Annotated in this window: 26 protein-coding genes; 12 read left to right on the forward strand and 14 right to left on the reverse strand. The window is 58.8% G+C overall.

What is annotated here, in order from left to right:
- Window position 1: 1 nt before the first annotated feature.
- Window positions 2-961 carry an ABC transporter permease gene (locus IB244_RS18790; RefSeq protein WP_192305229.1) on the reverse strand — a complete coding sequence of 320 codons (960 nt, stop codon included), beginning with the start codon at window positions 959-961 and terminating at the stop codon, window positions 2-4.
- A gap of 18 nt (window positions 962-979) precedes the next feature.
- Complete coding sequence (locus tag IB244_RS18795; protein WP_113471133.1) at window positions 980-1,948, reverse strand: ABC transporter permease; 969 nt, start codon at window positions 1,946-1,948, stop codon at window positions 980-982.
- A 13-nt stretch (window positions 1,949-1,961) separates the two neighbouring features.
- Here IB244_RS18795 and IB244_RS18800 point away from each other — a divergent pair, with 13 nt between their 5' ends.
- Complete coding sequence (locus tag IB244_RS18800; protein ID WP_169682114.1) at window positions 1,962-2,126, forward strand: hypothetical protein; 165 nt, start codon at window positions 1,962-1,964, stop codon at window positions 2,124-2,126.
- A 177-nt stretch (window positions 2,127-2,303) separates the two neighbouring features.
- Here IB244_RS18800 and IB244_RS18805 read toward each other — a convergent pair whose 3' ends face one another.
- Window positions 2,304-3,869 carry an ABC transporter substrate-binding protein gene (locus IB244_RS18805; protein ID WP_192305231.1) on the reverse strand — a complete coding sequence of 522 codons (1,566 nt, stop codon included), beginning with the start codon at window positions 3,867-3,869 and terminating at the stop codon, window positions 2,304-2,306.
- A 170-nt stretch (window positions 3,870-4,039) separates the two neighbouring features.
- Here IB244_RS18805 and IB244_RS18810 point away from each other — a divergent pair, with 170 nt between their 5' ends.
- From IB244_RS18810 to IB244_RS18830, 5 genes are all read left to right on the forward strand, one after another.
- Window positions 4,040-5,596 (forward strand): amidohydrolase family protein, encoded by a 1,557-nt coding sequence (locus tag IB244_RS18810; protein WP_246733693.1) that lies wholly within the window; start codon window positions 4,040-4,042, stop codon window positions 5,594-5,596.
- A gap of 94 nt (window positions 5,597-5,690) precedes the next feature.
- Window positions 5,691-6,710, forward strand: a complete 1,020-nt coding sequence (locus IB244_RS18815; RefSeq protein WP_169682112.1) for an amino acid ABC transporter substrate-binding protein — start codon at window positions 5,691-5,693, stop codon at window positions 6,708-6,710.
- 68 nt (window positions 6,711-6,778) lie between these two features.
- Window positions 6,779-7,927 (forward strand): amino acid ABC transporter permease, encoded by a 1,149-nt coding sequence (locus tag IB244_RS18820; protein ID WP_169682111.1) that lies wholly within the window; start codon window positions 6,779-6,781, stop codon window positions 7,925-7,927.
- 2 nt (window positions 7,928-7,929) lie between these two features.
- Window positions 7,930-9,027 (forward strand): amino acid ABC transporter permease, encoded by a 1,098-nt coding sequence (locus IB244_RS18825; RefSeq protein ID WP_169682109.1) that lies wholly within the window; start codon window positions 7,930-7,932, stop codon window positions 9,025-9,027.
- On the forward strand, window positions 9,020-10,462 hold the full coding sequence (locus IB244_RS18830) for an amidohydrolase family protein (RefSeq protein ID WP_169682108.1): 1,443 nt from the start codon (window positions 9,020-9,022) through the stop codon (window positions 10,460-10,462). The genes IB244_RS18825 and IB244_RS18830 overlap by 8 nt, the downstream gene beginning before the upstream one ends.
- A gap of 325 nt (window positions 10,463-10,787) precedes the next feature.
- On the opposite strand, the gene vapB is transcribed toward IB244_RS18830, so the two are convergent.
- The 4 genes from vapB to IB244_RS18850 all read right to left on the reverse strand — a co-directional run bounded on the left by vapB (window position 10,788) and on the right by IB244_RS18850 (window position 14,309).
- Complete coding sequence (vapB, locus tag IB244_RS18835) at window positions 10,788-11,018, reverse strand: type II toxin-antitoxin system VapB family antitoxin (RefSeq protein WP_169682104.1); 231 nt, start codon at window positions 11,016-11,018, stop codon at window positions 10,788-10,790.
- A 346-nt stretch (window positions 11,019-11,364) separates the two neighbouring features.
- Window positions 11,365-12,117 (reverse strand): ABC transporter ATP-binding protein, encoded by a 753-nt coding sequence (locus IB244_RS18840; RefSeq protein WP_192305233.1) that lies wholly within the window; start codon window positions 12,115-12,117, stop codon window positions 11,365-11,367.
- Window positions 12,111-13,175, reverse strand: a complete 1,065-nt coding sequence (locus IB244_RS18845; RefSeq protein WP_169682100.1) for a FecCD family ABC transporter permease — start codon at window positions 13,173-13,175, stop codon at window positions 12,111-12,113. Before IB244_RS18845 ends, IB244_RS18840 begins: the two co-directional genes overlap by 7 nt.
- A 3-nt stretch (window positions 13,176-13,178) precedes the next feature.
- Entirely contained in the window at window positions 13,179-14,309 is a 1,131-nt protein-coding gene (locus IB244_RS18850; protein WP_192305235.1) for an ABC transporter substrate-binding protein, read from the reverse strand.
- A gap of 102 nt (window positions 14,310-14,411) precedes the next feature.
- Between IB244_RS18850 and IB244_RS18855 the strand changes: the two genes are divergently transcribed.
- Complete coding sequence (locus tag IB244_RS18855; protein WP_192305237.1) at window positions 14,412-15,227, forward strand: class I SAM-dependent methyltransferase; 816 nt, start codon at window positions 14,412-14,414, stop codon at window positions 15,225-15,227.
- Window positions 15,228-15,433: 206 nt separating this feature from the next.
- On the forward strand, window positions 15,434-15,652 hold the full coding sequence (locus IB244_RS32285; protein WP_246733690.1) for a hypothetical protein: 219 nt from the start codon (window positions 15,434-15,436) through the stop codon (window positions 15,650-15,652).
- A gap of 50 nt (window positions 15,653-15,702) precedes the next feature.
- Here the strand turns inward: IB244_RS32285 and IB244_RS18860 are convergent, their stop codons facing one another.
- The 5 genes from IB244_RS18860 to IB244_RS18875 form a co-directional block, all read right to left on the reverse strand.
- Window positions 15,703-16,077, reverse strand: a complete 375-nt coding sequence (locus IB244_RS18860) for a hypothetical protein (protein ID WP_192305239.1) — start codon at window positions 16,075-16,077, stop codon at window positions 15,703-15,705.
- Between the two features lie 234 nt (window positions 16,078-16,311).
- On the reverse strand, window positions 16,312-17,730 hold the full coding sequence (locus IB244_RS18865; protein ID WP_192305241.1) for a DUF2252 domain-containing protein: 1,419 nt from the start codon (window positions 17,728-17,730) through the stop codon (window positions 16,312-16,314).
- A 53-nt stretch (window positions 17,731-17,783) separates the two neighbouring features.
- Entirely contained in the window at window positions 17,784-18,074 is a 291-nt protein-coding gene (locus tag IB244_RS32290) for a sodium-independent anion transporter (protein WP_312867247.1), read from the reverse strand.
- 44 nt (window positions 18,075-18,118) lie between these two features.
- Window positions 18,119-19,486 (reverse strand): SulP family inorganic anion transporter, encoded by a 1,368-nt coding sequence (locus IB244_RS18870; protein WP_246733689.1) that lies wholly within the window; start codon window positions 19,484-19,486, stop codon window positions 18,119-18,121.
- Between the two features lie 189 nt (window positions 19,487-19,675).
- Window positions 19,676-19,900 (reverse strand): hypothetical protein, encoded by a 225-nt coding sequence (locus tag IB244_RS18875; protein WP_169682095.1) that lies wholly within the window; start codon window positions 19,898-19,900, stop codon window positions 19,676-19,678.
- 838 nt (window positions 19,901-20,738) lie between these two features.
- Between IB244_RS18875 and IB244_RS18880 the strand changes: the two genes are divergently transcribed.
- The 4 genes from IB244_RS18880 to IB244_RS32295 all read left to right on the forward strand — a co-directional run bounded on the left by IB244_RS18880 (window position 20,739) and on the right by IB244_RS32295 (window position 23,715).
- Entirely contained in the window at window positions 20,739-21,080 is a 342-nt protein-coding gene (locus IB244_RS18880; protein ID WP_169682972.1) for a DUF3302 domain-containing protein, read from the forward strand.
- Complete coding sequence (locus IB244_RS18885) at window positions 21,080-22,237, forward strand: HlyD family secretion protein (protein ID WP_169682974.1); 1,158 nt, start codon at window positions 21,080-21,082, stop codon at window positions 22,235-22,237. Before IB244_RS18880 ends, IB244_RS18885 begins: the two co-directional genes overlap by 1 nt.
- Before the next feature lie 460 nt (window positions 22,238-22,697).
- Complete coding sequence (locus tag IB244_RS18890; RefSeq protein WP_192241084.1) at window positions 22,698-23,492, forward strand: DUF2092 domain-containing protein; 795 nt, start codon at window positions 22,698-22,700, stop codon at window positions 23,490-23,492.
- Between the two features lie 22 nt (window positions 23,493-23,514).
- Entirely contained in the window at window positions 23,515-23,715 is a 201-nt protein-coding gene (locus IB244_RS32295) for a hypothetical protein (RefSeq protein WP_246733760.1), read from the forward strand.
- A gap of 95 nt (window positions 23,716-23,810) precedes the next feature.
- On the opposite strand, the gene IB244_RS18895 is transcribed toward IB244_RS32295, so the two are convergent.
- Together IB244_RS18895 and IB244_RS18900 are read right to left on the reverse strand one after the other, a co-directional pair.
- On the reverse strand, window positions 23,811-24,473 hold the full coding sequence (locus IB244_RS18895) for a hypothetical protein (protein ID WP_192241085.1): 663 nt from the start codon (window positions 24,471-24,473) through the stop codon (window positions 23,811-23,813).
- Between the two features lie 236 nt (window positions 24,474-24,709).
- The gene (locus IB244_RS18900; protein ID WP_192241086.1) at window positions 24,710-25,159 is read right to left on the reverse strand and encodes an EF-hand domain-containing protein; all 450 of its coding nucleotides are present in this window, start codon (window positions 25,157-25,159) and stop codon (window positions 24,710-24,712) included.
- Window positions 25,160-25,188: the final 29 nt, after the last annotated feature.

Consider the following 25,188-nt stretch of genomic DNA (forward strand, 5'->3'; position numbering starts at 1 on the left):
CTTACCTCAGTTTCGGATTAAGGGCGTCACGCAACCAGTCGCCGAGCATGTTGACGGTGACGACAAGCAGGCAGAGTTGAATGACGGGAAACAGGACGATCCACCAGGAACCGGAAAACAGGAACTGGTTGCCAATGCGGATCAGCGTGCCGAGTGACGGCTGGGTCGGCGGCATGCCAATGCCGAGGAACGACAGCGTCGCTTCCGTCAGGATCGCCATGCCGAAGTTCAGCGTAGCGGCGACCATGACCGGTGTCAGCGTGTTGGGCAGGATGTGCAGCATCATGATGCGGCGGGCCGGCACACCAATGAGTTTTGCCGCCGATACATAGTCCTTGCCGCTTTCCACGATCGCCTGGGCACGTACAGTTCGTGCATACTGCACCCAGGCTGAGAGCGCGATGGCAAGCACGAGCACCGCAGAAGCTCCGGCGTCGCGCAGATATTCCGGGAGCATCTGCCGAACAACCGTCGAAACAAGGATGGCGACAAGGATGGTCGGGATCGACAGCGTGATATCGCCAATGCGCATCAAAAGGTTGTCGGTGAAGCCGCCGAAATAGCCGGCGATCAAACCCGCAGCCATGCCGATCACCAGCGACAGCACCACGGAGGCGACGCCGATGACGATGGAAATGCGTGTGCCGTAGAGGATAGCTGAGAGCATATCGCGTCCCTGCGTATCCGTGCCGAGCAGGTAGGGCCATTCGCCTTCAGGAGCCCAGATCGGCGGCAGTTCCGCCTTCCACATGTCGAGTGAAGCGCCGTCATAGGGATTTTGCGGGGCGATCAGCGGGGCAAAGACCGCCGCGAGAACGAGGATCGCCAGCACGAGCGCGCTGATCTGCGCCGAGCGGCTCTGGGTGAATGACCACCAGATGTCGCTGCTGCGGATACGCCTCAGGATCGAGGGACGGGTCGGCTTTGCCGTTGGCTGCATGGTCGTTTGTGGAAGGGTCATCGAACCGGTCCCCTTAAGTTAGCGTGTCGAACGCAGACGGGGATCGATCACCGCATAGGTGATATCGACCAGCGTGTTTAGCACGACGAAGATGAAGGCGATGATGCAGAGATAGGCGGCCATGACGGGGATATCGAGGAAGGTCACCGCCTGGATAAACAGCATGCCCATACCCGGCCACTGGAAGACGGTCTCGGTGATCAACGCAAACGCAATCAGCGAACCGACATTCATGGCCGTCATGGTGACGACCGGCATCAGACAGTTGCGCAAGGCATGGCGGAAATAGATGCGCCAACGCGGGATACCGCGGGCGCGGGCGAACTTGACGAAATCCGATCGAAGGACTTCCAGCATTTCAGCGCGCACCAGCCGCATGACGAGCGTGATCTGATAGAGTGCCAGCGCGATCGACGGCAAGATCAGGGCGGCGCGCCCGGACGGCGTCAGGAACCCCGTCGACCACCAGCCGATCTGCACCACGTCCCCGCGCCCGAAGGATGGCGCCCAGCCAAGAATGACGGCGAAGACGAGGATGAGCAGGATGCCGACGACGAAGCTCGGTAGTGAAACCCCGACAATAGACAGGAACTGCAGGCCTTCAGTATACCACTTGCCGCGCTTGATGGCTGTAATCACCCCAAGCGGCAGGCCGACGACGAGCGACAGAAATGTTGCGACCAGCACCAATTCCAGTGTCGCGGGGAAGCGTTCGGCGATCAGCGGCAGCACCTTCTGGCCGTTGCGGTAGGAAACGCCGAAATTGCCCTGCGCCGCATCGCCGACGAAACGCACATATTGGGTGATGAGACCGTCATTAAGGCCCAGCCGTTCGCGCAGCGCATCCTTGTCCGCTTGCGAGGTCTGCTCTCCGACCATCAGCTCGACGGGGTCACCCGCCAACCTGAAGATCAGGAAGGCAAGCATGGCGACGGCAAGCATCACCAGGATCGCATTCCCGAGGCGCTTGATGATGAAAACCAGCATGGGAACCCCTTAGGTGCGCGCCACTCCCGGCAAAAGGCCGGACGGCTCGATCAATCACATCAAGAGCTGGGAGACCGGCTCGCGGGAAGCCGAGCGCCCGCCGCTGCAGCTTGCCGATCGTAGCGAGACGAGCACTCCTCCGCGCACAACCTCCCTTGCTCTCGTCTTTGCCTATTAAGACAGGCTTTAAAAAGTTGTCAACGTAATTGTAGACAATATTGGTGATTAAAAATTGCGTTATTTCCAACATTTTCGGCCGAGCTGTGACCGGTGGAACTCGTGCAACCCCACATGAAAAGAGCGCTTCATGGCTCGATGAAACGCTCTTCTATTGTCACACGAGAATGTCTGGCCGTTACTGTCCCATCTTGGTCAACCACTGGCGCGGTTTGTTATCGGCGCGAAAGTCGATACTCTTGACCGTGCCCAGCATGGCCCAGGCGATCGGCTGCTGGTGCAGCGGAATCAGCATGACTTCGTCCTTGGCGATCTTCAGGGCCTGGCCTTCAAGCGCAAGGCGCTTGGCATTGTCCGGTTCCTGGGCAGCGGCGGCAACGAGCTTGTCGAGTTCCGGATTGGACCAGTTGCCGTAATTGGAAACCCCCATTGCGCCTTGCTTGGTCGACAGCACCTGCGCCAACATCGAGTAGGCATCTAGCGTCGGCTCGTTCGCCCAGCTGAGGTTGAACATGTCGGCCTTGCCGGCGCTGCGCTTCGGGGTTTGGACGGCGCGCGGAGCGATATCGATCGTTGGTTTGAAACCGCCGCGCTTCATCATGTTGGCGATACCTGAGCAGATATCTTCCTCGTTGATGCTTTCGTCATTCATGCAAGTGTAGGTGAAGGCGAGATCCGTCTGGCCGGCTTCGACCAGCAGCTTCTTCGACAGTTCCGGATCAGCCGGACTATAGGTATCGAGTGCCTTGTCGTAGCCGGAGATTTCTGGCGCGATCAACGAACCGGAAGGGCGGGCAAGGCCGCGCATGACTTTTTTGTTGATGAGCTCACGGTCGACAGAGGCTTCGACAGCCTGACGCACGCGGATGTCGTTGAAGGGGTTCGGACGACCGTCTTCCAGCTTTTCCTTGCGGTTGAAGTTCAGGAAAACAGTGCGCAGCTCGGTGCGCTTCTTGACGGTGATGCCCGGCGACGACTCAAGCCGCGGCAGGTCCTGGATCGGCGCGCTGTCGATGAGATCAATTTCCCCGGAGAGAAGCGCAGCAACACGGGTTGCGGCAGAGGCGATCGGCACGAACTCGATACGGTCGAGATTATGCTTCTTCTCATCCCACCACCCGTCATTGACGACGAGAACCGTCTTGCTGTCCGGCACACGGCTTTCGAGCTTGAACGGGCCCGTGCCGTTGGTGTGCATGGTGGTATAGCCTTCGGTCTTCGTGGCAACGTCCGTCGGCTTCTCGCTATTGTTGGTCTTCAGCCAGCCGGCATCAAAGATGAAAATGTTGGTGATGTCGTTGAGGAACAGCGAGGTCGGCGCAGTAACGGCGATATCGACAGTATAGTCGTCAACCTTGGTCACGCCAGCATAGAGCGGAATGTTTCCACGTAGCGGTGAGGTCGCATCGGAAACGCGGGTGAAGGATGCAACCACGTCGTCGGCCGTAAAATCGGCGCCGTCATGGAACTTCACGCCCTTTCGCAAGGTGAAGCGCCAGGTCTTGCCATCAACCAGCTTCCATTCGGTGGCAAGTGCGGGCTCGATCCGGAATTCAGGCCCATAGCGCACCAGGCCCTCATAGATGTGATTGAGGAAAGCGAGGTTCGAGGTCGACGGCACCGAATAGGGGTCGAGCGAATAGAGATCGGCGCGTCCGCCCCAGCGAAGTGTTTCTGCGCTGGCAGGAACGGCGATGGCAGCCGCGGCCATCGCGGCGAGGATGAAGCTTTTCACACGGGACATGATTCCCCCCTTATGGATCGTTGATAAGCCTGACCGGCCTAGACCCCAGGCAAAGCGGAGTATTGTTTTGCTCGTCGTCATTGTCAATTATATTGTTGACAATTATCGTACCCAAAAACAACGATTAAAGTTACCAATATTACGACGTTCGAAAAAGCGGAGGAAAGAGCATGGGAAATTTGCTGCTGCTGCACGGCACCATGGTAACCGTGGATCACGAGAGGCGGATTATCGAGGACAGCGCTCTGGCAATCCAGGGCGACCGGATCGTCGATATCGGCACGGCAGATGAGCTTCAGCAACGACACACGGACAAACAGGTTATCGATTGCCGCGGCAAACTGATCATTCCCGGCCTCATTGACGCCCACGGACATGCGGGCCATGCGTTGATCCGCAGCATTGCGGCCGATACCAACTCCATGTGGATGAAAGTCGTCACGCCCACCTACTACCACTACGTCACGCGAGACTATTGGTACGCCGACGGCCTCGTTTCAGGCATCGAACGCCTGTGCGCAGGGGTAACGACGTCGGCCAGCATCATCACCTCGATGCCGCGTGCCGATGATCCGGTATTTGCGATCAATCACGCTCGTGCCTACAGCGAAATCGGACTGCGGGAAATCATCTGCGTCGGCCCCTCCGGCCTGCCCTGGCCGCATCCTGTCACGCGCTGGGAAACCGGCTCACCAGAGCGACGTCACGTCAGTTTCGACGAAATGATCGAAGGCAGCGAAGCCGTTATTGAGGCGCTGGACGGCAGCGCGCAGGGCCGCATCAAGGTGTTCCTCACACCGTTCACCATCGTTCCCTCCGTCGAACCCTCGAATGCCTCCACGCCGGACCAGGCCGTGAGACTCACCGAAAATGATCGCCTGCAAGCTCGTCGCATCCGCGAAACTGCACGAAAGTGGGGCGTTCGGCTGCATTCCGACGCCTTTGCCGGTCAAATCCGCATGGCGTTTCAGGACAAGGAAAATGCCCTTCTCGGACCGGATATCCACCTCCAACACTGCTGGGGCATCTCGCATGAGGAAATCGATATCCTGGCCGAGACCGGCACCCACGTTACACACGCCCCGCCCGGCCGCTCAACACCAATCATGGAGATGATGTCAAAGGGTATCCGGGTTGCCATCACGACGGATGGCGCAGCACCCAGCCGTCATTTCGACATGCTGCAGACCGCCCGGCTGGCGCAATTCACCCAGCACCTGCTGCACAACCACGATCGCTACTTGCTGCCACCGGGCAAGGTCTTCGAGATGATAACCATCGACGCGGCTCGCGCCATCGGCATGGAACATGAAATCGGATCGCTGGAAGTCGGCAAGAAGGCCGACATCGCCATCATCGACATGCGCAAGCCACATCTAATGCCGATGTGGATGCCCGTTCACCGACTCGTTCACCAAGCGCTCGGAAGCGACGTCGATATGGTTATTGTCGATGGCAATGTCCTGATGGAGGGTGGCCAGGTAAGGACCGTCGACGTTGATGCGGCCATTTCCTTCGGCCAGGCGGAAGCATTGGCATTGGCGGCGCGTGCCGGTCTTGAAGCCCATATGCACGACCCCGGCTGGGGCCGCCTGCTGCGCACCTTCGACGAGCCAGTTTTGCCGCCTCACCCCCCATGTGCTGACCCAGGAAGTCGTGCATCCCGCCATACGCCGGGTGACGTGCATTCTTCGTGCATCAACTATCAGAGTCCGTGTTGCCAATAATTGAAAGGTATTGTACACAATCGTGTATGCATTATGGCCCTCGAGGCGGAGAGGAGCTGCCGGCGATCATGCATCAATCAAAAGGGAGGAATGAATGAAAAGACGGACTCTGGCAGGTTGCCTTGGTGCAGTTCTCGGACTACTGGGAACCACGACAGTGCATGCAGACACACTCGACACCGTAAAACAGCGCGGCAAGCTCGTTTGCGGTGTCTCCCTTGCGACACCGGGCTTTGCTGCCCCTAACGACCAGGGTCGCATGGAAGGCTTCGACGCCGACATCTGCCGCGCCGTTGCAGCTGCCGTCTTCGGTGATGGCGAAAAGGTCGAGTACGTACCGACCAACATCAACACTCGCTTCCAGGCGCTGCAGTCCGGCGAAATCGACGTCCTGTCGCGCCAGACCACGCAGACCTATACCCGTGATGCCTCGCTCGGCCTCGATTTTGCGCCCGTCGTCTTCTATGACGGCCAGGGCCTGATGGTCTCGAAGTCGCTCGGCGTGACGAGTGCCGCCGAACTCAAGGACGCTGCGATCTGCACCCTGCCGGGCACCACCACGGCGCAGAACCTTACCGACTTCTTCGGCAAGCTGGGTGCAAAGTTCGAACTCGTTGTGTTCGAAAGCCCGGATGAAAACCGCGCTGCCTTTTTCAGCGGTCGGTGCGACGCGATCTCGTCTGACCGCTCGGACCTAGCCTCGATCCGCGCGGTCTCCAATAATCCTGATGACTACGTCGTTTTGCCGGAAACGATCTCGAAGGAACCGTTGGCGCCGGCCGTCCGTCAGAATGACTCCAACTGGCGCGATGTCGTCTCCTGGTCGGTTTGGATGCTGATGGCGGCCGAAGAAAAGGGCATCACAAAGGCCAATGTGGACGAGAAGCTCAAGAGCGACGATCAGGAAATCCAGCGCATGCTCGGCGTTACCGACAAGCTCGGTGAAATGCTGAAGCTCGACGACAAGTGGGGCTACAACATCGTCAAGTCTGTCGGCAATTACGGCGAAGTCTTCGAACGCGCCGTCGGCGAGAAAACCCGTCTCGGCATGACCCGCGGTCCAAATACCCAATGGAACGCGGGCGGCCTGCTCTACGCGCCGCCTTTCCGTTGAGATAAGGTTCGCGTCCGCCCCCGCGCGGGCGCGACCACCTCTCGCGGTTCTCTCGACGGAGGGCTCGAATGGCTCTGCTGCGCAATGCGCGCTACCGCGCGCTTTTTTATCAATGGTTGGCGATCGGCGTGATCGCTCTCATCGCCTGGTCGATGTTTGCGACCGCAAGCCAAAATCTTGCTAAGCACGATATCGCAACCGGCTTCTCCTACCTTTCGAGGCAGGCTGGCTTCGTAATCAGCGACGCCGCGATATCCTATCAGCCGACCGATACGGTAGCCCGAGCGTTGTTCGTCGGGTTCGCCAACACCGTCAAGGTCTCCATCTTTGCCGCCCTCTTCGGCACCATTCTGGGGCTTCTGGTCGGTATCGGCCGCATGTCGCGTAATCCACTGCTGCAAAGGCTGATGCTCGCCTATGTCGAGGCGTTGAGAAATGTTCCGCTACTGCTCTATCTGCTGTTCTGGTATGCCGTCATTATCAATGTGCTGCCGCCGGTGCGCGCAGCGCTGACTTTAGCGCCACATGTCTATCTGTCGAACAGCGGCCTCGTTATCCCCTCCGTCACCTTCGAACGCGGCCTTGCCTTGGGGGCCGCCGCTCTTGTCATCGGCATAGCCTGTGCCATTGTCATCCGGCACGTCGCCATGCGCCGCCGGGTTGCAACCGGCCAGCCGAACCACGGCGTACTTTTCGCCTGGATCTCCGCGATCACACCGATCGCGCTCGTGCTTTTCCTTGGCGGTATCGCCATGACATTCGATCTTCCGGAAAAAGGCCGTTTCCGTCTGAGCGGCGGCCTGCAGGTGAAGCCCGAATTCGTCGCGCTGCTGTTCGGGTTGGCGCTTAGCGTCTCGGCAAACGTCGCCGAGATCGTGCGCGCGGGCATCCAGGCCGTCAACAAGGGGCAATGGGAAGCCTCGATGGCACTCGGTCTCCCCCGGCGCCGCGCTATGCGTCTGGTCATCCTGCCGCAAGCGCTGCGGCTGATCATTCCGCCGCTCACCAACACCTATCTTACCGTCTTCAAGAACAGCTCGCTGGCGATTGCCATCGGATACCCCGATCTCGTGATGGTCTCCAACACCGTCATGAACCAGACGGGTCAAGCGATGGAAACCATTGCGATCTTTATGGGAACCTATCTCGGCCTGTCGATCGCCATTTCGTTGCTCATGAACTGGTATAACAGCCACGTAGCTCTAAAGGATCGCTGACCGTGACGGAACTTCAACTCGTGCTCGTCACAACAACCACAAGCCAAGCCCCTCCTCCGCGGCAATCCGGCTGGCGGCGCGATCTGTTCGGCACACCGGGCAATGCGCTGATAACGGTGCTTTGCGTCGTGGTCCTTGCCACAATAGGCTGGCTCGCAACCCAGTGGCTCGTTCTCAACGCGACGTTTACCGGCACGCCGGAAGCCTGCAAGACAGCGAGCGGCGCCTGCTGGCCGTTTCTCAGCACGAAGCTTCGCTACATGGCATTCGGCTTCTACCCCTTCGAAGAGCAATGGCGGCCGTTGCTGGCACTCATCGTCTTCCTTGGCGCCTCCTTCCTTTCGATGGTGCCGCGGCTGTGGAGCAGCAGGCTCCTACTGCTCTGGATCGTCGTTATCCTGCCGGGACTTTGGGTTTTGATGGCCGGCGGCATCTTCGGCCTGCCTGCGATCCCGACCACACAGTGGGGCGGCCTTCCGCTCTCCTTCATGCTTTCCTTCATCGGTCTTATCTGCGCGCTGCCGCTCGGCATCCTGCTTGCCTTATCGCGCGCCTCTGATCTGCCTGTCATCCGGGTGTTGGCGACAAGCTTCATCGAAATCGTGCGCGGCGTACCGTTGATCAGCATTCTCTTCATGGCAACGGTGATGCTGCCGCTGTTCATGCCAGATGGCATCACCGTGGATAAGCTGCTGCGCGCCCAGATCGCCATCATCATCTTTGCGGCTGCCTACATCGCCGAAATCGTTCGCGGCGGCCTGCAGGATGTACCGAAGGGCCAGCTCGAAGCCGGGGCGGCTTTGGGGATGGGCTATTGGCTCGTCATGTTCAAGATCGTACTGCCGCAGGCAATCAAGAAGGTTATTCCTCCACTTGTCGCGCTTTTCATCGGCTTCTTTCAGGACACAACGCTCGTCACCATCGTCGGTCTGCTCGACTTTCTCGATACGGTGCGCTCGGCGATGCGCGACCCATCATGGCAAGGCATCGCGGTGCTGGAGGGCTATATCTTCGCCGCTGTCGTCTATTTCATCTTTAGCGCGCTGATGGGAGCCTATAGCCGCTTCCTGGAGCGATATTTCAGGACCACCCATGACTAGGCCAGTTCATGTCATCAGAAAAGTCGAAACCATCGTCGCCCATGACGACCAGACCGGCACCCATGCTTATATGTCCGATGGCGATATCGCCTTCGATGAGACTGCGATCCTGCATGTTGGCGGTCGCTACAATGGTCCCTTCGACCGGGAAGAGTACGGGCACGGTCGCATGTTGCTCCCGGGCCTGATCAACATTCACTGCCATTCCGACGAAGAGCCCTTGTCTAAAGGCATTTTCGACGACGTCGGTACCGCCGCCCTCTGGGGGCAGGCGATGTATGAATATTCGACACTGATCGAGATCAGTGAGGAGGCCCGCGAAGCCTCTCTGACCGTCATGCTCGGAGACTTGATCCGCAGCGGAGTCACCACGCTGGTGGATATCGCGGGCCCGCACGATGCTTGGCTCCCCACGCTCGTCAAAAGTGGAGCCCGCGCCTACGCCGCGCCGGGCTTTCGCGAGGCCAGGTGGCATGTTGCAGACAGCCACCGCCTCGATTATCACTGGGACCGGCGCCGTGGGCGGGAGGCTTTTCAAGAAGCACTTGCCTGCGTCGACGCGGCACAAGCTCACCCATCAAGCCGTCTCGGCGGCATCGTTTCGCCGTCCCAAGTCGAAACCTGCTCGCCAGATCTACTTATCGAAGCCGCCACCGCCGCAAAAGACCGCGGCGTCCCGATCACGCTCCACGCAGCTCAAACCATGGCTGAACATGAAGAGTTGGTGCGTCGAACCGGCATGACCGCCGTGCAATATCTGGAAAGCATCGGTATTCTCGATGAAAGACTGATCCTCGGACATTGCATCTTCATCGACAGCCATTCCTGGACCCGAGAGCGCACCGAGACAGATATGGCGCTCCTTGCACGACGTGGCACAACGGTAGCACACTGCCCAGTTACCTTCTCCCGCAGCGGCATGATCCTGGAGTCCATCGGCCGCTATCGCCGCGCCGGCGTGAATGTCGGCATCGGCACGGATAGCTATCCCTACAACATGCTGGAAGAGATGCGCAGGGCGCTCATCTGCTCCCGCGTCGCCGGCAAAAGCGTGTTTGACATCAAGACATCCGACATCCTCGACATGGCGACCCTTGCGGGTGCGAATGCGCTGGGCCGAAAGGATATCGGACGGATCGCAGTCGGTGCCAAACCGGATTTCTCGTTGATCGACCTCAATCACCCCGCCATGCAACCGGTTTACGACCCGTTGCGCAATCTTCTCCATTGCGCAGCCGAGCGGGCAGTCAAGGCTGTCTATGTCGACGGAAGGCGCATTGCCAGCGACGGGAAGCTTGAGGGGCTGGACTATGACGGCGCGGTTCAGGTCATGCGGGAAGCATTGAAATTCACGACAGGCCGTATTGCTGCGAACGACCCGCGCGGCAGGTCGCTATCCGAGCTCGCGCCCTTGTCCCTTCCTACCAAAACGTAGGCAAACACACAGCTTTTAAATTCATAGTCGGGAGTACGCATCCTGAGAACGACGTCAGGAGTGGCTTTCATCGGCAGCGGAAAACGACGATCGGAATGATCGACTCGATTCGCTTTTTCCAATCGTACAGCGTTCATGAGTGCGGTTGGCCAGTCCAGTCCTCGACGCGTAAGCCGGGCACACAATCAAACTCGCGCCGATTACTCGATCGGGGGGAGCGTAGCAAAAGCCCTTGATAGAATACGAACTGCCGCCTCGCGCACCTGCTGCCGGCGGTTCTTCATCGTAAAGATACAGACGTTTGTATCCAGCATGTACTGCAGCATTAAAATGCTTCACGCTCCCGCAGGGCCGGTTGATCACGTTCGTTCATAAAATCCGAGGTAGCCGCTTCGCCATCGAACCAGCTGTCCCAAACTTCTCCGGCAGGGGCGATAATCCTCGTGCGTCCAACTGCGACAATATCGACGCGCTTTACATCATCAGGCAGAGCGACGGCCTTCGGCAACCGAACGGCCTGGCTGCGATTGCTTTGAAACACTGCACCTTGTTCCATTTCCTATCCTCCGCGATATACGAAAGCCATATCCCACTTAGTTTTGCGAATGGGATATGGCAATGGGATATACCTCGGCACACTGGGCGAGGTTTGAGAACTCGGTCCAACGCCGCGGCCTGTGTCGATGCGCTCAAGGCCGGACATCAGCACCATGCTGGAGGTATTTTCGACGACCTGCCACCAGACACTGCGATCATCGGTATCGCGGCACGCAGCTGACTCGAAGGTCAGGTCGTCGAATAGCCTGCCTGAAGCGAAAATGAGTCATCGTGCCTGCGCGAAGCGAGCGATTCTGGATTTGCGATCGGAATCGCTCCGGCTTATCGCGGCAGCATCAACTCGATCAGAGCGCACCGTCGACGACGACTACGGGTCGCCCGCGCGAGCAGGTTTCGATGCGGGCATCCACACGATAGATGTCGCGCAGCATTTTCGATGTGATCACGTCAGCGGTCGCGCCGCTCGAGGTCATTTCCCCATTGGCGATAACGATCGTGTTTGTGCAATAGCGCAAGGCGTGATTGAGATCATGGAGCGCAATGAGCACGATCGTGCCGGTGCGGCTGGCGAGATCGACGACGAATTCCAGTACATCGATCTGGCGATGGAGGTCGAGGGCCGAGGTCGGCTCGTCCATCAGCAAGACCTCGGGTTTGCGCACCAGCGCCTGGCCGAGCGAGACGAGCTGTCGCTGGCCGCCCGACAGGGCGTCTAGCCCCCGGAAGGCAAGGTCCTCGATATGCAACGCTTTCAGGATCGCGTCGATCTCGAAAAGCTCTTCGTCCTTTACCTGCCAGCCGCCGCCCTGTTTTGTGGCAAGCAGGAGCGACTCGTAGACCGTCAGCACGGCATTCGAGCCGGTGTCCTGCGGCATGTAGCAGATCGCCCGGTCGCCGCGCGTCGCATCCGAAAGCTGCACGACACCGGGGCCGGAAATTAGACCGGCGATTCGCTTGAACAGCGTCGACTTGCCGGCCGCATTTGGGCCGATCACGGCCGTGATGGAACCGGGCGTCAAGAGCTCGATTGCGACCTTTGACAGAACCGTCGTGCTGCCATAGCTGGCGCCGAGATCCTTAAGCACCAGACTTACCATGCACGCCTCCGGTTCGAGAAAATCAGGACGAAGAAGAAGGGAACGCCGACAAGCGCGGTGATGACGCCGATCGGCAGGATGGCGCCGGGGATCAGCACCTTGCTGACGACCGACGTCGCCGAGAGCAGCAGCGCACCGCAGATCACGGAACCGGGCAGAAAGAACCGCTGGTCCTCTCCGACGACCATGCGCGCGATATGGGGGCCGACAAGGCCGACAAAGCCGATCGTCCCGACGAAGGAGACAGGAATGGCGGCAAGCAGGCTGACGACAAGCATGGTGTGAAGGCGCAGGCGCCGGACATTGACGCCCATACTTGCAGCCTTGTCGTCCCCGAGCCTCAGGGCTGTCAACGCCCAGGCGTTACGCACGAAGAGCGGTAGCGTCACGACGAGAATTGCGCCGGTGACGAAGACTTTGTCCCACGTCGCCTTGGTCAGGCTTCCCATGGTCCAGAACACGACTGCGGCGAGCGCCTGTTCGGAGGCGAGGTATTCGAGAAGCGACAGGGCGGCATTGAACGTGAAGACGAGGGCGATGCCGAGCAGCACGATCGTCTCGACCGTAACACCGCGCAGCGTCGATGCGAAATGGATGAAGAGCGCGGCCACCATCGCCATGACAAAGGCATTGACCGGAACCATGTATTGAACCGCGCCCGGAAAAATGGCGACACCTGCAACGAGCCCCAGCGCCGCGCCAAAGCTGGCGGCCGCCGAAATGCCGAGCGTGAAGGGACTGGCGAGCGGGTTCGAAAGGATCGTCTGCATCTGCGCACCTGCCACCGAGAGCGACGCGCCGACCGTGATCGCCATCAGCGCAATCGGCATGCGGATATCCCAGATGACGACACGCAGCTGGTCACCGGCAGCCTCCGGGGAAGCGAGCGCCGACAGCACCTCGGCAAGGCTGTAATTCGCGGGGCCCAATGCCATGTCGGCAGCCATGCTTGCCGCAAGCGCGACGACAAGACCTGCCAGGATAAGGATGCGCCGAAAGGCAAGGGCGCGATATTGATCGCGCCCCGTCACCTTCGTTTCGATCGTCGCAACGCTCATCGCCTATTCGCCCTTCAACGAGACAAAGTAGCCTGGCTTGTAGTCGAGCGGCAGGAAGCGAGCGTGCAACTCCTTGAAGGTCGCTTCCGGGTCGAGTTCGTTGAACAGGTCAGGGTGCAGCCACTTGGCGATCTGCTGGATTGCGACGAACTGATAGGGATTGTTGTAGAACTGGTGCCAGATGGCATGGACATTGCCATCCTTGACTGCCTTGATGCCGGTAAAGGCCGGGCGTTTCGTCAGGTTTTCCAGCTTGCGGTGCGCTTCGGCGATATCTGCGCCATAGCCGACGCCGACCCACTTGCCACCAGGCACATAGCCTTCCCACATGCCGCCGGTGATGATGACCTGATCAGGATTGAAGGCGATGATCTGTTCCGGGTTCACCGTGCCGAAGGTGCCTGGAATGATGTCCTTTGCCATGTTGATGCCGCCGGCCAGCTCGACCATCTTGCCGAAATTCTCGCTGCCGAAGGACATGCAGCAATCGTCGGAATAGCCGCCCGCACGCTCCATGAAGACGACCGGCTTTGCGGGGTTACTCTTCTCCAGGACATCCGTGACCTTCTTGATGGCGTCGGCGCGGAAGGTGATGAAGTCTTCGGCAACCTTCTCCTTGCCCATCAGCGTGCCCATGATACGCATGCTAGGCTCGGTGTTTTCCATAGGCTTTTCCCGGAAGTCGACATAGACCAAGGGAATGCCGACCTTGGCGAGCTTGTCGATATAGCCGGCCTCTTCCGTAGCTGTCTTGGCGTCAACATTCATCAGGATGACGTCGGGTTTCAAGGCTACTGCCTGTTCGATATCGAACGTGCCATCCTTCATACCGCCGAAGGTCGGCAGCTTGGCGATGCCAGGGTATTTTGCGAGATAGGCCGCGTAGGATTCCGGGTCCGCCTTCGGCAGGTCGTCGCGCCAGCCGACGACGTGCTGGAACGGGTTGTCCTTGTCGAGCCCGGCAAGGAAATAGATCTGCCGGCCTTCGCCGAGGATGACGTGTTTTGCCGGTACATTGACTTCGACGTCGCGGCCCGTCACGTCCCTCACGACGACGGGGTCGGCAATCGCGGGCAGCACTGTGGACACGAGAACGCCAAGGGCGATCATTGCCGACTTGCCAGAAAAGCGCATGGTTGAATCTCCGGTGGAAACTGACCGGCACTTATTATTTGATGACTTTCATAGTCAAGATTTATCTTTTAGAAGTGTTCGAAGCTGAGATAAGGACGGAACATGCAGAGCGATCGAATGGCAGACAGCGCCAATTTCACCTTGCGCGATGAGATCAAGGCCTATTGGTCCGAACGCGCGGCAACATTCGACCAGTCGCCCGGCCACGAAATTTTCTCCGAGGAGGAGCGTGCGGCCTGGCACGCACTGATCGGGCGGCATCTCGGCCGCGGCGATGGCCGCAAGGCCCTCGACCTTGCCAGCGGCACCGGTGTGATCTCCCACCTGATGGACGATCTCGGCTACCAAGTCACCGGCATCGACTGGTCGGAAGCCATGCTGGAGCGGGCACGCGCCAAGGCGGCATCGCGGGGACGGGCGATCCGCTTTCACGTTGGCGATGCAGAGAACACGCTTGAAGCCGATGACAGCTACGACGTTATCATCACCCGCCACCTTGTGTGGACGCTGGTTGACCCCGAAGCCTGTTTTGCGGAATGGCTGCGCGTCCTGAAGCCGGGCGGGAAGCTGCTGATCATCGACGGGGATTTCGTCAACACGGGCCTTGCTGAGCGGCTCATCAAGCGTCTCGCGACCTTCCTCGAACGGACGAACCTCATCAAGACACAGGCACCCCATGCCCCCGCCACCATGGGCAGCATGCATGAGAGTATCCTGTCGCGCGTCCATTTTTCTGGAGGCGCACGAGTTGATACGGTTTCCCGCATGCTGACAGCAACCGGTTTCTCCCCCGTTGCGGCCGACACTAACCTGCGGAAGATCCATAAGGCGCAGTCGCAGTATTTCGGCTTCTTCAAAGCCATCGCACGAGGCCTTCAGCATCGCTACGCGATCATAGCGCAAAAGCCAGCTGAATAGTCAGCCGCGGATTTTGAGGAACCTCCAGCCCTTGAGATGTCATCAAGTGTGAATAGCGGCCGGCACCGTGGCACACATTAGCGACGGCCCCCGGTGAGCGTTTGGAGGCTATTCACCTGCAGGGCCGGCGCCGCTTAACAGCAGTGACGATAGGACCGCCCCCAATGCATGAGAGTGCAAATGAAGCATAGCTTGATGACGCGCTTATGGAAAAGGCCCGCTCCTTAACCGGCACTAAGGAAACCGCCGCGCTTGTCCGCGAAGCATCGGAGACGCTTGTCCGCGTTCAGTCGGGAAGACGTCTTATTGCACGTGGAGGAACCATGCCCGCCGGGCGACAGCGGGCGGAACAGATTTACAGATCCCACCCTTTGGGCTTTACGACGGCGGACGCGCCTCAAACCCATGAACCCCAAGACGCTTGACGATTGGCCGTGCGTACGCCGCCTTCGGCTTCATAGCCGACGGGAAACAATCATTTCCCGCCGTATTTCTTGGCAACGGCATTGCGGAGCTGCGATATGTACTCCGTCATTCTCCGCTCGTCGTCCTCAATGCTATTCCCGCGGCAGCCTTCGCCGCCGATCTCACTCTCCGCGTTGTGAGCGGCTTCGTCCAACCGCCTGCCGACCTCAACCATATCGACACCAGGAGCCTTGGCCATTATACGAAGAATGGTGTCCCTATCGTTGGGAACCTCCCGGCCGCAGTTCCTGCAGTCAACGACCTTCATCCCATAGATATTGGTGACTGCAAAGAACAGGTCAGCCACGTCATCGGCCCTCGCCATGAGGGCCAGACCCAACGAGAGCGCGGATGCGATGATAAGGATTTTCAGTTTCTCCGCCACCTTTTGATTCCAAGCTCGAATGAAAATGGGCAGTCTTCGCACGCCCGGTACCTGAGTTCAGTTATACGATCGTCTCGCTCGGCGAATGGCAGCTCCGGCTCCGCCAGTCTGCCTGTCACCTGAGCATCGTGACCGTTGCCAATTGCGGGCATATTTCACAATAGGCAAAGGCGAGATCCGCCGGCAGACAGCGTGCAACGAAAAACCAGCGTTCGCCTTATCCAATTTGCATGGCTATGCGTCTCTGATAGCTGCAATCCTTCCCTCGCGCACGGCAGCCTTGAGCAAAGCATGATCGCGCTCCGTCTGGTCCGCGTAAGCCAACGCGAAACTTCCCATTGCTGTGTCGAATGCGTCGTTTGAGGAACCGAGGTAGCCGCTAATCGTTGCCGATATCTCGCTGGCCTTTGCATGAGCGCGAGCAAGAACCCAGCCACACGCCTGGGCATAGGCGTCCAACATCTCGGCATCGAATGTATCCACCAAAGGCTTGATCTTGGCATCGTGTAACTGTCGCACATAGAACTGTCGCCCGTTTGGCGCGGTGACCCAACCGAGGAATATGTCCGAGGCCGGCTGCATCAGGCGCTGTCCCATCACGACGCGCTGCCCGTGATGGTCATATTTGCTCTTCCCAGCATACGCCTCAAGGACGGAGTTCACCGCTTCCTTGAACTGCAAAAACAAGGGGTGGTTCCCCTCGGACATCATCAACGCGATCCAGCATCTCCGGCCAACGCTACCGACGCCAACCACCTTGATGGCGACATCGACGAGTTGGTAGCGATCGAGCAGCATCCGACGATCCTCATCCAGCGATTGGCGGTAAATGTGCAAAAGCTGTTCGAGGGGTACCTCCGCTTCGGGAGTGCTGGTCGCCCGCTCATGAAAGATCAGTGGCGGTTGGTCCGTAATGCGGATCTGCCCGCCGACGGAAGCCGCGAGGTTTGGAAAATCAGATTCTGAACCACTACGGTTTGCTGCCTTCTCGATCCGCTTCTTGGTGCTCCCTTGCATGGCCGTCGGTAACGATTCGACAAAGTCTGAGGCCCCAGTTTTCGCGTACCAAATTGCAAGCGGGCTCTTTTTGAAGAGTTTGCGCATGTGCTCGCGATATCTGCGCGCGCAATTGACGGCACTATCCCGGCCCCGGTGGTCCGAGATTCCGTTCGATCTGGCTGCAAGAACGACTGATGCGACAAGTCGCTTGACGTCCCACTCCCAAGGGGCTGGCGCCGTTTCATCGAAATCGTTGATGTCAAAGATGATGCTGCGTTCGGGCGTGGCAAACCCACCAAAATTGACAAGATGACAATCGCCGCATGCCTGGACCTTCAGTCCCGTGGCTGGCGTTTGTGCCAGGTCGGCGGCCATGACGCCGGCCGCCCCACGATAGAACGCAAAGGGAGATGGCAGCATACGGCCATACCGGATCGGAATGAGCTTCTTCATTCGACCGTCATCCGACTCGCGCAACAGGTCGATCGGATCTCGCCGTCGCTGGATCTCATTCCATCGCCCCTGCTGCTCGCGCAGGATTTTGTCGCGCAGCGCCTTACCCTCCGCAAGCCGGGCGTTCGGCGTCACGAAATTCGCGGAATGCCCAGAGCCAGACGAGACTGAGGTTTTGGTGGCGTCTTCTGCGTGTACCATGTTCAGAAAGCCGACAGTTTCACTGAGGATTGAGAACCAGTCATGATATCAACTCAGGCCTCGGGGGGACTTTGTTGCTGCCAGGCGCGCACGCCATCGGTCGTCCGTTCGAAGAAGTTTGGTGGGCCTACCGCTGTCTCGATACCGGCTTTCCGCATATCGTCGCGGACGGCGTCGCGCACGCGGACAAAGCCCACAGCAATGCCGGCTTTTTGCAGCTCTTTGACTAGACCAAGCAGTTCATCTCCGGCGCTGATGTCGATGAAGTCGACGGAATCACAATCCAGAAGGACGCGCTTCACGTCGAGCCGCGTCGCGAGCGACGCCTTCAGGGCCGTGCTCACGTGGCCTATGCTTGCGAAGAACAGGTCGCCGCCGACCCGCCAGATCAGCAGCCCCGGAAACGTACTGCCTCCGGATGGCGCTTGACATCCCGATAGGCTTCCGTGCCCGGCAGCTGACCAAGCTCGGCCCCTTTTGGATGGCTGGTCAGATAGATCAAGGTTATCAACGACAGCACGACACCCAGCACGATTCCCTGCAGCACCCCCAGCGTCAACTCGCCCACGATGACAATGGCAGTGCTGCCGAACGCCGAGCGGCTTCGAGCCAGCAACTCCAGCAAATAGCTTGGCTTGGTCAGATGCAGCATCGCCGCGATGACAATAGCCGCCAGCGCCGGCTGGGGCATGTTTCGAAACAGAGGGGTCAGAAAGATCAGCGTCAAGAAGCTAAAGACGGCCGCAACCACATTGGCGATCTGGCTGCGAGCGCCAGCAGCGGTGGCAACCGAGGTTTTCGATAGGCTGCCGACCACGAGAAAGCCACCGAAAAGTCCGCTCAGAATGTTCGCAGGCCCATGTGCCACAAGCTCCTGATTAGGATCGATCGTACCACCGCTCTGTAGAGCGGCCGCCTTTGCCGCCCCAAGCGCCTCTGCGTAGCCGACCATCACGATTGCAAGCGCGCCCGGCACAAGCTCGCTTAGTGTGGAGATTTCCGGATTGGGCAGAGTTAGGTGGGGCAACCCGGATGGGAGGTGGCCAGCCACATGCACTCCAGTCGCCTCGCCGCCAAGTAGTCCGATAATGATTGTCGCAACGGCCATGACGACGAGGGCCGCGGGTATCTTCGGAGCCAGGTGGCGCAACAGCAGCATAGCGCCGAGAGATAGAACACCGGTTATGACCGGCGCCGCAGAAACCTCCGGCAAATGCTGCAAGATGTGCCAAAGCTTGGTGAAGAAGTTGCCCGACGCGCCACTGATTCCGAGCAGATGAGGCACCTGGCCGATGATGGTGACGTAAACCAGCCCTTCGATGAAGCCACGCATCACGGGCGTTGGGATGAAGCTCGCGACCCACCCCATGCGCATGATTCCAAAAGCGAGAAAGAAGAAACCGATCAGCACGGCAAGCGTAGAAGTCAGCGTGTTGAATTCCGCCGTTCCCTGAGACGCAATGGCGCCAATGGTCACCGCGGAGATCAACCCGGTCGCCGTGTCTGGTCCGACCACAAGCTGCCGCGACGTGCCAAGGAGGGCATAAGCGATTAACGCCGGCACGATCGTATAGAGGCCCATGATTGGCGGTACACCAACGATGCCCGCATAGGCCATGCCCTCAGGCACCATGACCGCCCAGAGCGCGAGGCCGGCAAGAACATCCGGCAATAACCAGTCGGGTTGATAGCCTGGAGCCCAATCCAGAATAGGCAGATATCTATGAGCTGCAGGTGCCACAGCGGCGTTGGCCATCGTCCACCCTCCCACGTGCGAATTGTCACATGCACACGCAAAGCCGAAGACAAATCACTGCCTTATCTTTCTCCGCCCCACCGGCTACGCCAACACAAGGAAGATGAGCCCCAGGTCCCGACGAGGATGGAGCCGATGACCCGAACTGGCGCTCGGTTCGAACTGATCAGACGCCAGTTCGGCGGCGTTTCATTGGTACTTCTGGCAGGTGTTTCCCGACCAGCGCAAGCAGCGGCGGTTGTGGCGCTTCTCGACTCTGGACTCGCATTTGCCATTGACCATTGTCTGGCCCACGCCGCAACCGGCGACGACAGGCGTGATCATGCTCTCTGATTGAATTGGCGAGCGAGGCATTGCCTGCGGCGTCGAAGCGATGGCGAAGACAAACCCCAGAACAGCAATTAGTCTGATCATTGTTCCCTCCTACTGTTGCGCTTCATTCAAACTTGAGAACGTCGATTCAACTCTGGAATCCGGGCAGCCGATGATCATGCTGCCAAAGAAGCTGTGCGCCTACCAGATATCTGGGGCCCAGCTTGTTGCGAGAGTTTTCCGAAAAAAGCGGAAGCACAGCCGATCTCGCATCTATGATGCTTATTTCGGAAGAGCCCTACTCCCCAAATTATGCTCCTAATTTCGGTCGTTGGCGAGCGAAAATCAACTTTAAGGCCATGTTGTATTGCAGGAGGTTGCGCAGAAAACCATGTGAAATATCACGCTTTCATGGAAGTGCAGTTTGCCATTGCTTTTCGCAACGGGTCCGGCAGGACATACCGTTGCGTGACTTCGCATCATAGCTAGCGCAACCAATCCGCTGATACCGGATCAGACTCGCCATTGGCTCCGTTCGGAACTGACTTGAGGGGCCGCAGCAGAAGACGACAAGCGACAACGTATCCGCTACCAAAGTCGCGCCAATCACGACGACGACCGGTTCAAATCCGAGAACTCCAAGACGCGCAACAATTGGTAGCGCGAGCAAAGTGTGCGATGACAACAGCGAGCCGATGACTGAACGATCGAGGTACTCGCTGGTCGTTGCGGAACGGTCAGCAACCTCTCCGTGCCGCGGACGAACACCCGCCGCTCCTAATGCAGCTACTCATCATACTACATCAACCGGTCTGGAGGCTACGTTCGAGATCCGTAACACCCTCTGGTGAGGTTGAGCTATAATGCCATTCCGACGGTATCCTTGAGGGCGCCGTCTAGGCCCCCAGGTGTGGCGTCTGAAGCCAAGGAGGGCAAGCTCATGTTTCTCGATTATTTCGCCCTGGGCGTCCTGATCTTCGTGGTGATAACCATTTTCTATGGGATCATCGCCATTCACGACATACCCCATCTCATCGCCAAGTCGCGCAATCACCCGCATCAGGATGCAATCCACATCGCAGGCTGGGTAAGCCTGTTCACACTCCACGCCATCTGGCCGTTCCTCTTTATATGGGCAACGCTCTATCGTGAGGATCGCGGCTGGGGCATCCGCCAAGATGGGAAGCTCCCATCTCAATTCGAAGCCAGTGCCCAGATCGCCCGTCTGCATGCTCGCATCGCCGAGCTTGAAGGACAAGGGACAGCGAGGGAGATAGTCTGATGGAACTCCTGCTTATGATGATCTACGCAGCGATCTGCATTGTAATCTTCAAGCTGTTCAGAATTCCGGTCAATCAATGGTCCCTCTCCACAGCGGTGCTTGGCGGCATCTTCATCATTTCCGCTCTGATCCTGGGGATGAGTTACAACCACCCGTTCTCAAGCGACGGCCGCATCTATTTCACCTCATCGCCGGTAATCCCGGCGGTCGGAGGGTTGGTGGTTGACGTGCCGGTCCAAGCGAACATGCCGTTGAAGAAGGGCGACGTACTGTTCCAGATTGATCGACGCCCCTACGAGTTCGCTGTCGATCAGAAGAAGGCGCAACTCGCCGAGGCCAAGCAGACGGTGCTGCAATTGAAGGCCGCGCTGGATGCAGCCCAGTCGGGGGTGGAGGGCGCCATCGCCACGCGCGACCGGACGCAGCAGAGCTACGATCGCATAGTACAGTCGAACGAGAAGGCCAAGGAGGTGGGGCGTGCCGCTGTCTATTCGGAACTCGAAGTCGACAACCGGCGCGGCCAGTATCTGACGGCCGAGGCTGCTGTAGCCACGGCACAAGCGCAGGCCACACAAGCGCGCCTTGCCTATGAATCTGAAGTCAACGGGGTAAACCCGACCGTTGCCCGTGTCACTGCCGAATTGAACAATGCTCAGTTCGAGCTCGACCAGACGACCGTTCGGGCGCCGAGCGATGGCTATGTGGCCCAGCTCTTTCTGCGTCCGGGCATGATGGCCAACCCGCTTCCCTTGAGGCCGGTCATGGTCTTCATCAACAGCGAAGACAGGCAACTTGCCGCGGCATTTATCCAGAATTCCCTCCAGCGCGTGCGGACGGATGATGAAGCGGAAGTCGCCTTCAAGGCAGTTCCCGGCAAGATCTTCAAGGCAAAGGTGGGGCAGATCATCGATGTCATGGCGCAGGGTCAACTTCAGCCAACTGGCGCCCTCATCGACCCGCAGTCGCCCGAGCGCCTTCAACCCGGCCTGACCTTGGCCCAGATCAACATCACCGAGGATTTGACCCCGTACCAACTCCCGGGTGGTGTCGTTGCCGAAGTCGCCATCTACACCGAGCACCTGCATCACCTTGCTCTGCTCCGCAAGGTTCTCCTGCGGATGAGCAGTTGGATGAACTACGTGTTCCTCGAGCACTGATGCGGGCGGGCGGCACGCCCGCTGGCTGGAAGGGCGATTCTCGCCGGTGTAGATGAGTGAGAGAGAACGAGGTTTTCCGATCTCGTGGGTCGTCTACAATTGCTCCTTCGCTCTCCCATCATGGGAGCAATCGAAGGCAAAGCAAGCCGCCTTGCCCTATTTGGTGGCGGCTTCCTTGCGCCGCTAGGTTGCTGTATATTAGGGAGAGCACCTGTGACATTGCGCGCACAACCAATCAATAGGCAAAGCCGGAGGTCTGCCGAACTTGGCCGCGCCGCTTGCGACAATCGCAATTCTTATGCAAGCCGTCATTTTGAAGGGTTAAGGTTGAGCCGAGAGTCGCAACCGGACCGTCCAAGCGAGAGCGGACCCAAGTGAGCGCTGTAGGGGCTATTCCATCCCGCGCCGTTGCTTAAGCCACGCGGAGTGTATTCTTACTGTGTCAGCGGAGGAAACACCCATGCGATATCGATCGGAATCCCCGTTTCAAAATGCCAGACTGCTTACCGTTACCTTGGCCCTCGCGGCGCTGGCCGGCGCGACGCCCGGCCACGCCGATGAAAAGCAGGCGAAGGACCTGCTGAAGACCATGTCGGACTATATGGCGGCGCAAGAGGCAATCTCGTTCGAGTATGACACGAGCCTGGAAGTCGTTACCAAGAAGCACCAAAAGCTGGCACTTGCGAGCTCCGGCGCCGTGACGCTCAAAAGGCCCGACAAGATACGCGTTACTCGTCAGGGCGGCTTCGCCAATGTCGAAATGGTATTTGACGGAAAAACGCTGTCGGTGCTCGGCAAGGACGCCAACCTCTTTGCTCAGACCGAAGTGCCGGGAACAATTGATCACCTCATCGACGCATTGCGGGACAAATTCCACAGGCCGTTGCCGGCCGGGGACATCTTGATGTCTCATCCCTACGACGAGCTCATGCCCCATGTCGTCGATGTGAAGGATCTCGGGAGCGGCGTCATTCGGGGTGAGGAATGCGACCACCTCGCCTTTCGCACCGATGATGGGGTGGATTGGCAAATCTGGATCGCCCAGGGTCAGAGCCCGTATCCTTGCCGTTATGTCGTCACCAGCACGAAAGTGGCGGGGTTTCCGCAATACACGATCGACATAAGGTCCTGGAAGGCGGGAGCGGACGGGGCAGCAGGCGACTTCAGCTTCAAAGTTCCCGATGGGGCCAAGGAGCGGAAGTTGAACGACCTTCCCGACACCGACGAACTGCCAGAAATATTCTCCGTAAAATGATCAAACTCGAAGGAGGAACGACATGCTCAGGCGAATCGCAATCATATTGCTGGCTTTGGCCGCCGGCGCTTCATGCATCGAAATTGGCGGCGGCCTACCGGTCGAATTCAACTTCGTGTCAAACGCCGAGGCCAGGGTCGGGCGTCCGCTGACACCTGTCAGCGTCGCCGGCGTTGCTCGCAGGAGCGCGCGCCGATGCGCGGCTGGGGTCTATAATTGTTAGCTAAGGTGGCGGCCGAAAGCGAACAGCATCCATCTCCTCCTCTTCGGGGAGCAACGACGGCAAGTTCGCCAGGAAAGCGTGCGTTGGTGAACCCCTCAAACTGCCTGCATGTAATCCGCCACACTGTAGCAATGGCTCGCCTGATAGGCGTTCCGCCCCCGGTTCATGTGCGTCAGGTTGAACGTGCGAATGGCGCTCAGTACGCGGCGGCTTCTGAGAAATTTGCGGATCGAGACAGAGCCGCGCACATTGATGCCGAGAATATCAGCACCACGCGGGAAGAAGTAACTGACGTGCTCTGGCATCGCGACACTTTGCTCGAGAAAGTGTTCGTCCACCCGGCTCGGTGTTGCTGAACCATCTGTAGTGAAATCCGAAAGATGCACGATGAATCGGGCGCGGATATCGTCACCGTGGGCATAGAGCGTGAAGAGCTCCATCCAGCTCGCATTGACTCGTATGAGCGGCTTGTCCGAGGTGGATGGCAGACAGGAAACCGACCAGTAGTAGCGCTCGGTCTTGCGCCTGATCGGAATGCAGTTTGGACCGTATAGCCCGAGAATCTCCAGCAGTTGCCTCGCTTGCGGGCGACTGAGGAGCTTCTCAAATCGAGCGACATATTTGAAGCGCTGTTCAAGGGACTCCGGGCGCTCGCCCGCGTCCAACAAGTCGATCTTCCCCGCTATCCAATCGCGCTGCTGCTGAAGATCGAGGAATTGTCCCACACCGGTTGTTCTCGGGCGTGAAGTCGCGCCCATGTCAGACGTCCTGCGAATTTCGTATGCTTGTCATCGTCCAGCTCCTGTCCCCGCTAGAATGTCAGCGGGTCTAAGCATCAATGCGCCTTCGAATGATACCTCGCCAATGGGAAATCTGGAAAGTCTGGGCAGCCAGGATCAGAAAGTTACATGACCGTTCGTCGTCTTGGCAACGGATCGCGGTCGCGCCAGCCGAATGGCGCGATCGTCGATCATCCCGGTCATCGTTCCGAAGCCTATTGCTGCCAGAACGTCTGCATCTCTTCGGGCGTGACCTTTCCGTCCTTGTTGGCGTCCACGCTGTCGAAGATTCGCCTGTGGATCGTCATCACCTCCTCGAAGGACAGCGCGCCATCCGCGTTCGTGTCGGCGATCGCAAACATAATCTTCATCATGGGTCCTCGGATACCCATCATAGGCATGCCGCCAACCATGCCGGACTGCATCATGTTCCCGGCCATCATACCACCAGCCATCATGCCTGGTCCGCCTGGCATAGCGCCCTGGCCCTGTCCCATCATGCCACCCCCCATCATGTGCGGCATTCCAGACTGTGGGGTGGCCTGCGCCAAATTCACAGGATGATGGAGATCGGCTCCGCTCGTCTGGCCGTAGACGGCGCCGGCTCCTCCTATAGCAATCAGCGCGGCCAGCAGGACCGCATTTGCAGTTCGTATGGTTCTCATGTCGTTTCTCCTTTTGCTGGTCTGTATCC

The sequence above is a fragment of the Rhizobium sp. RHZ02 genome (assembly GCF_014851575.1).
In the GTDB taxonomy this organism is placed as follows: domain Bacteria; phylum Pseudomonadota; class Alphaproteobacteria; order Rhizobiales; family Rhizobiaceae; genus Rhizobium; species Rhizobium altiplani.

Bases quoted from the DNA above. Each gene is read 5' to 3' on its own strand.
- IB244_RS18790 (WP_192305229.1), bottom strand. From the start codon at position 961: ATGACCCTTCCACAAACGACCATGCAGCCAACGGCAAAGCCGACCCGT.
- IB244_RS18795 (WP_113471133.1), bottom strand. From the start codon at position 1,948: ATGCTGGTTTTCATCATCAAGCGCCTCGGGAATGCGATCCTGGTGATG.
- IB244_RS18805 (WP_192305231.1), bottom strand. From the start codon at position 3,869: ATGTCCCGTGTGAAAAGCTTCATCCTCGCCGCGATGGCCGCGGCTGCC.
- IB244_RS18810 (WP_246733693.1), top strand. From the start codon at position 4,040: ATGGGAAATTTGCTGCTGCTGCACGGCACCATGGTAACCGTGGATCAC.
- IB244_RS18815 (WP_169682112.1), top strand. From the start codon at position 5,691: ATGAAAAGACGGACTCTGGCAGGTTGCCTTGGTGCAGTTCTCGGACTA.
- IB244_RS18820 (WP_169682111.1), top strand. From the start codon at position 6,779: ATGGCTCTGCTGCGCAATGCGCGCTACCGCGCGCTTTTTTATCAATGG.
- IB244_RS18830 (WP_169682108.1), top strand. From the start codon at position 9,020: ATGACTAGGCCAGTTCATGTCATCAGAAAAGTCGAAACCATCGTCGCC.
- vapB (WP_169682104.1), bottom strand. From the start codon at position 11,018: ATGGAACAAGGTGCAGTGTTTCAAAGCAATCGCAGCCAGGCCGTTCGG.
- IB244_RS18840 (WP_192305233.1), bottom strand. From the start codon at position 12,117: ATGGTAAGTCTGGTGCTTAAGGATCTCGGCGCCAGCTATGGCAGCACG.
- IB244_RS18845 (WP_169682100.1), bottom strand. From the start codon at position 13,175: ATGAGCGTTGCGACGATCGAAACGAAGGTGACGGGGCGCGATCAATAT.
- IB244_RS18850 (WP_192305235.1), bottom strand. From the start codon at position 14,309: ATGCGCTTTTCTGGCAAGTCGGCAATGATCGCCCTTGGCGTTCTCGTG.
- IB244_RS18855 (WP_192305237.1), top strand. From the start codon at position 14,412: ATGCAGAGCGATCGAATGGCAGACAGCGCCAATTTCACCTTGCGCGAT.
- IB244_RS32285 (WP_246733690.1), top strand. From the start codon at position 15,434: ATGGAAAAGGCCCGCTCCTTAACCGGCACTAAGGAAACCGCCGCGCTT.
- IB244_RS18865 (WP_192305241.1), bottom strand. From the start codon at position 17,730: ATGGTACACGCAGAAGACGCCACCAAAACCTCAGTCTCGTCTGGCTCT.
- IB244_RS18870 (WP_246733689.1), bottom strand. From the start codon at position 19,486: ATGGCCAACGCCGCTGTGGCACCTGCAGCTCATAGATATCTGCCTATT.
- IB244_RS18875 (WP_169682095.1), bottom strand. From the start codon at position 19,900: ATGATCAGACTAATTGCTGTTCTGGGGTTTGTCTTCGCCATCGCTTCG.
- IB244_RS18880 (WP_169682972.1), top strand. From the start codon at position 20,739: ATGTTTCTCGATTATTTCGCCCTGGGCGTCCTGATCTTCGTGGTGATA.
- IB244_RS18885 (WP_169682974.1), top strand. From the start codon at position 21,080: ATGGAACTCCTGCTTATGATGATCTACGCAGCGATCTGCATTGTAATC.
- IB244_RS18890 (WP_192241084.1), top strand. From the start codon at position 22,698: ATGCGATATCGATCGGAATCCCCGTTTCAAAATGCCAGACTGCTTACC.
- IB244_RS32295 (WP_246733760.1), top strand. From the start codon at position 23,515: ATGCTCAGGCGAATCGCAATCATATTGCTGGCTTTGGCCGCCGGCGCT.
- IB244_RS18895 (WP_192241085.1), bottom strand. From the start codon at position 24,473: ATGGGCGCGACTTCACGCCCGAGAACAACCGGTGTGGGACAATTCCTC.
- IB244_RS18900 (WP_192241086.1), bottom strand. From the start codon at position 25,159: ATGAGAACCATACGAACTGCAAATGCGGTCCTGCTGGCCGCGCTGATT.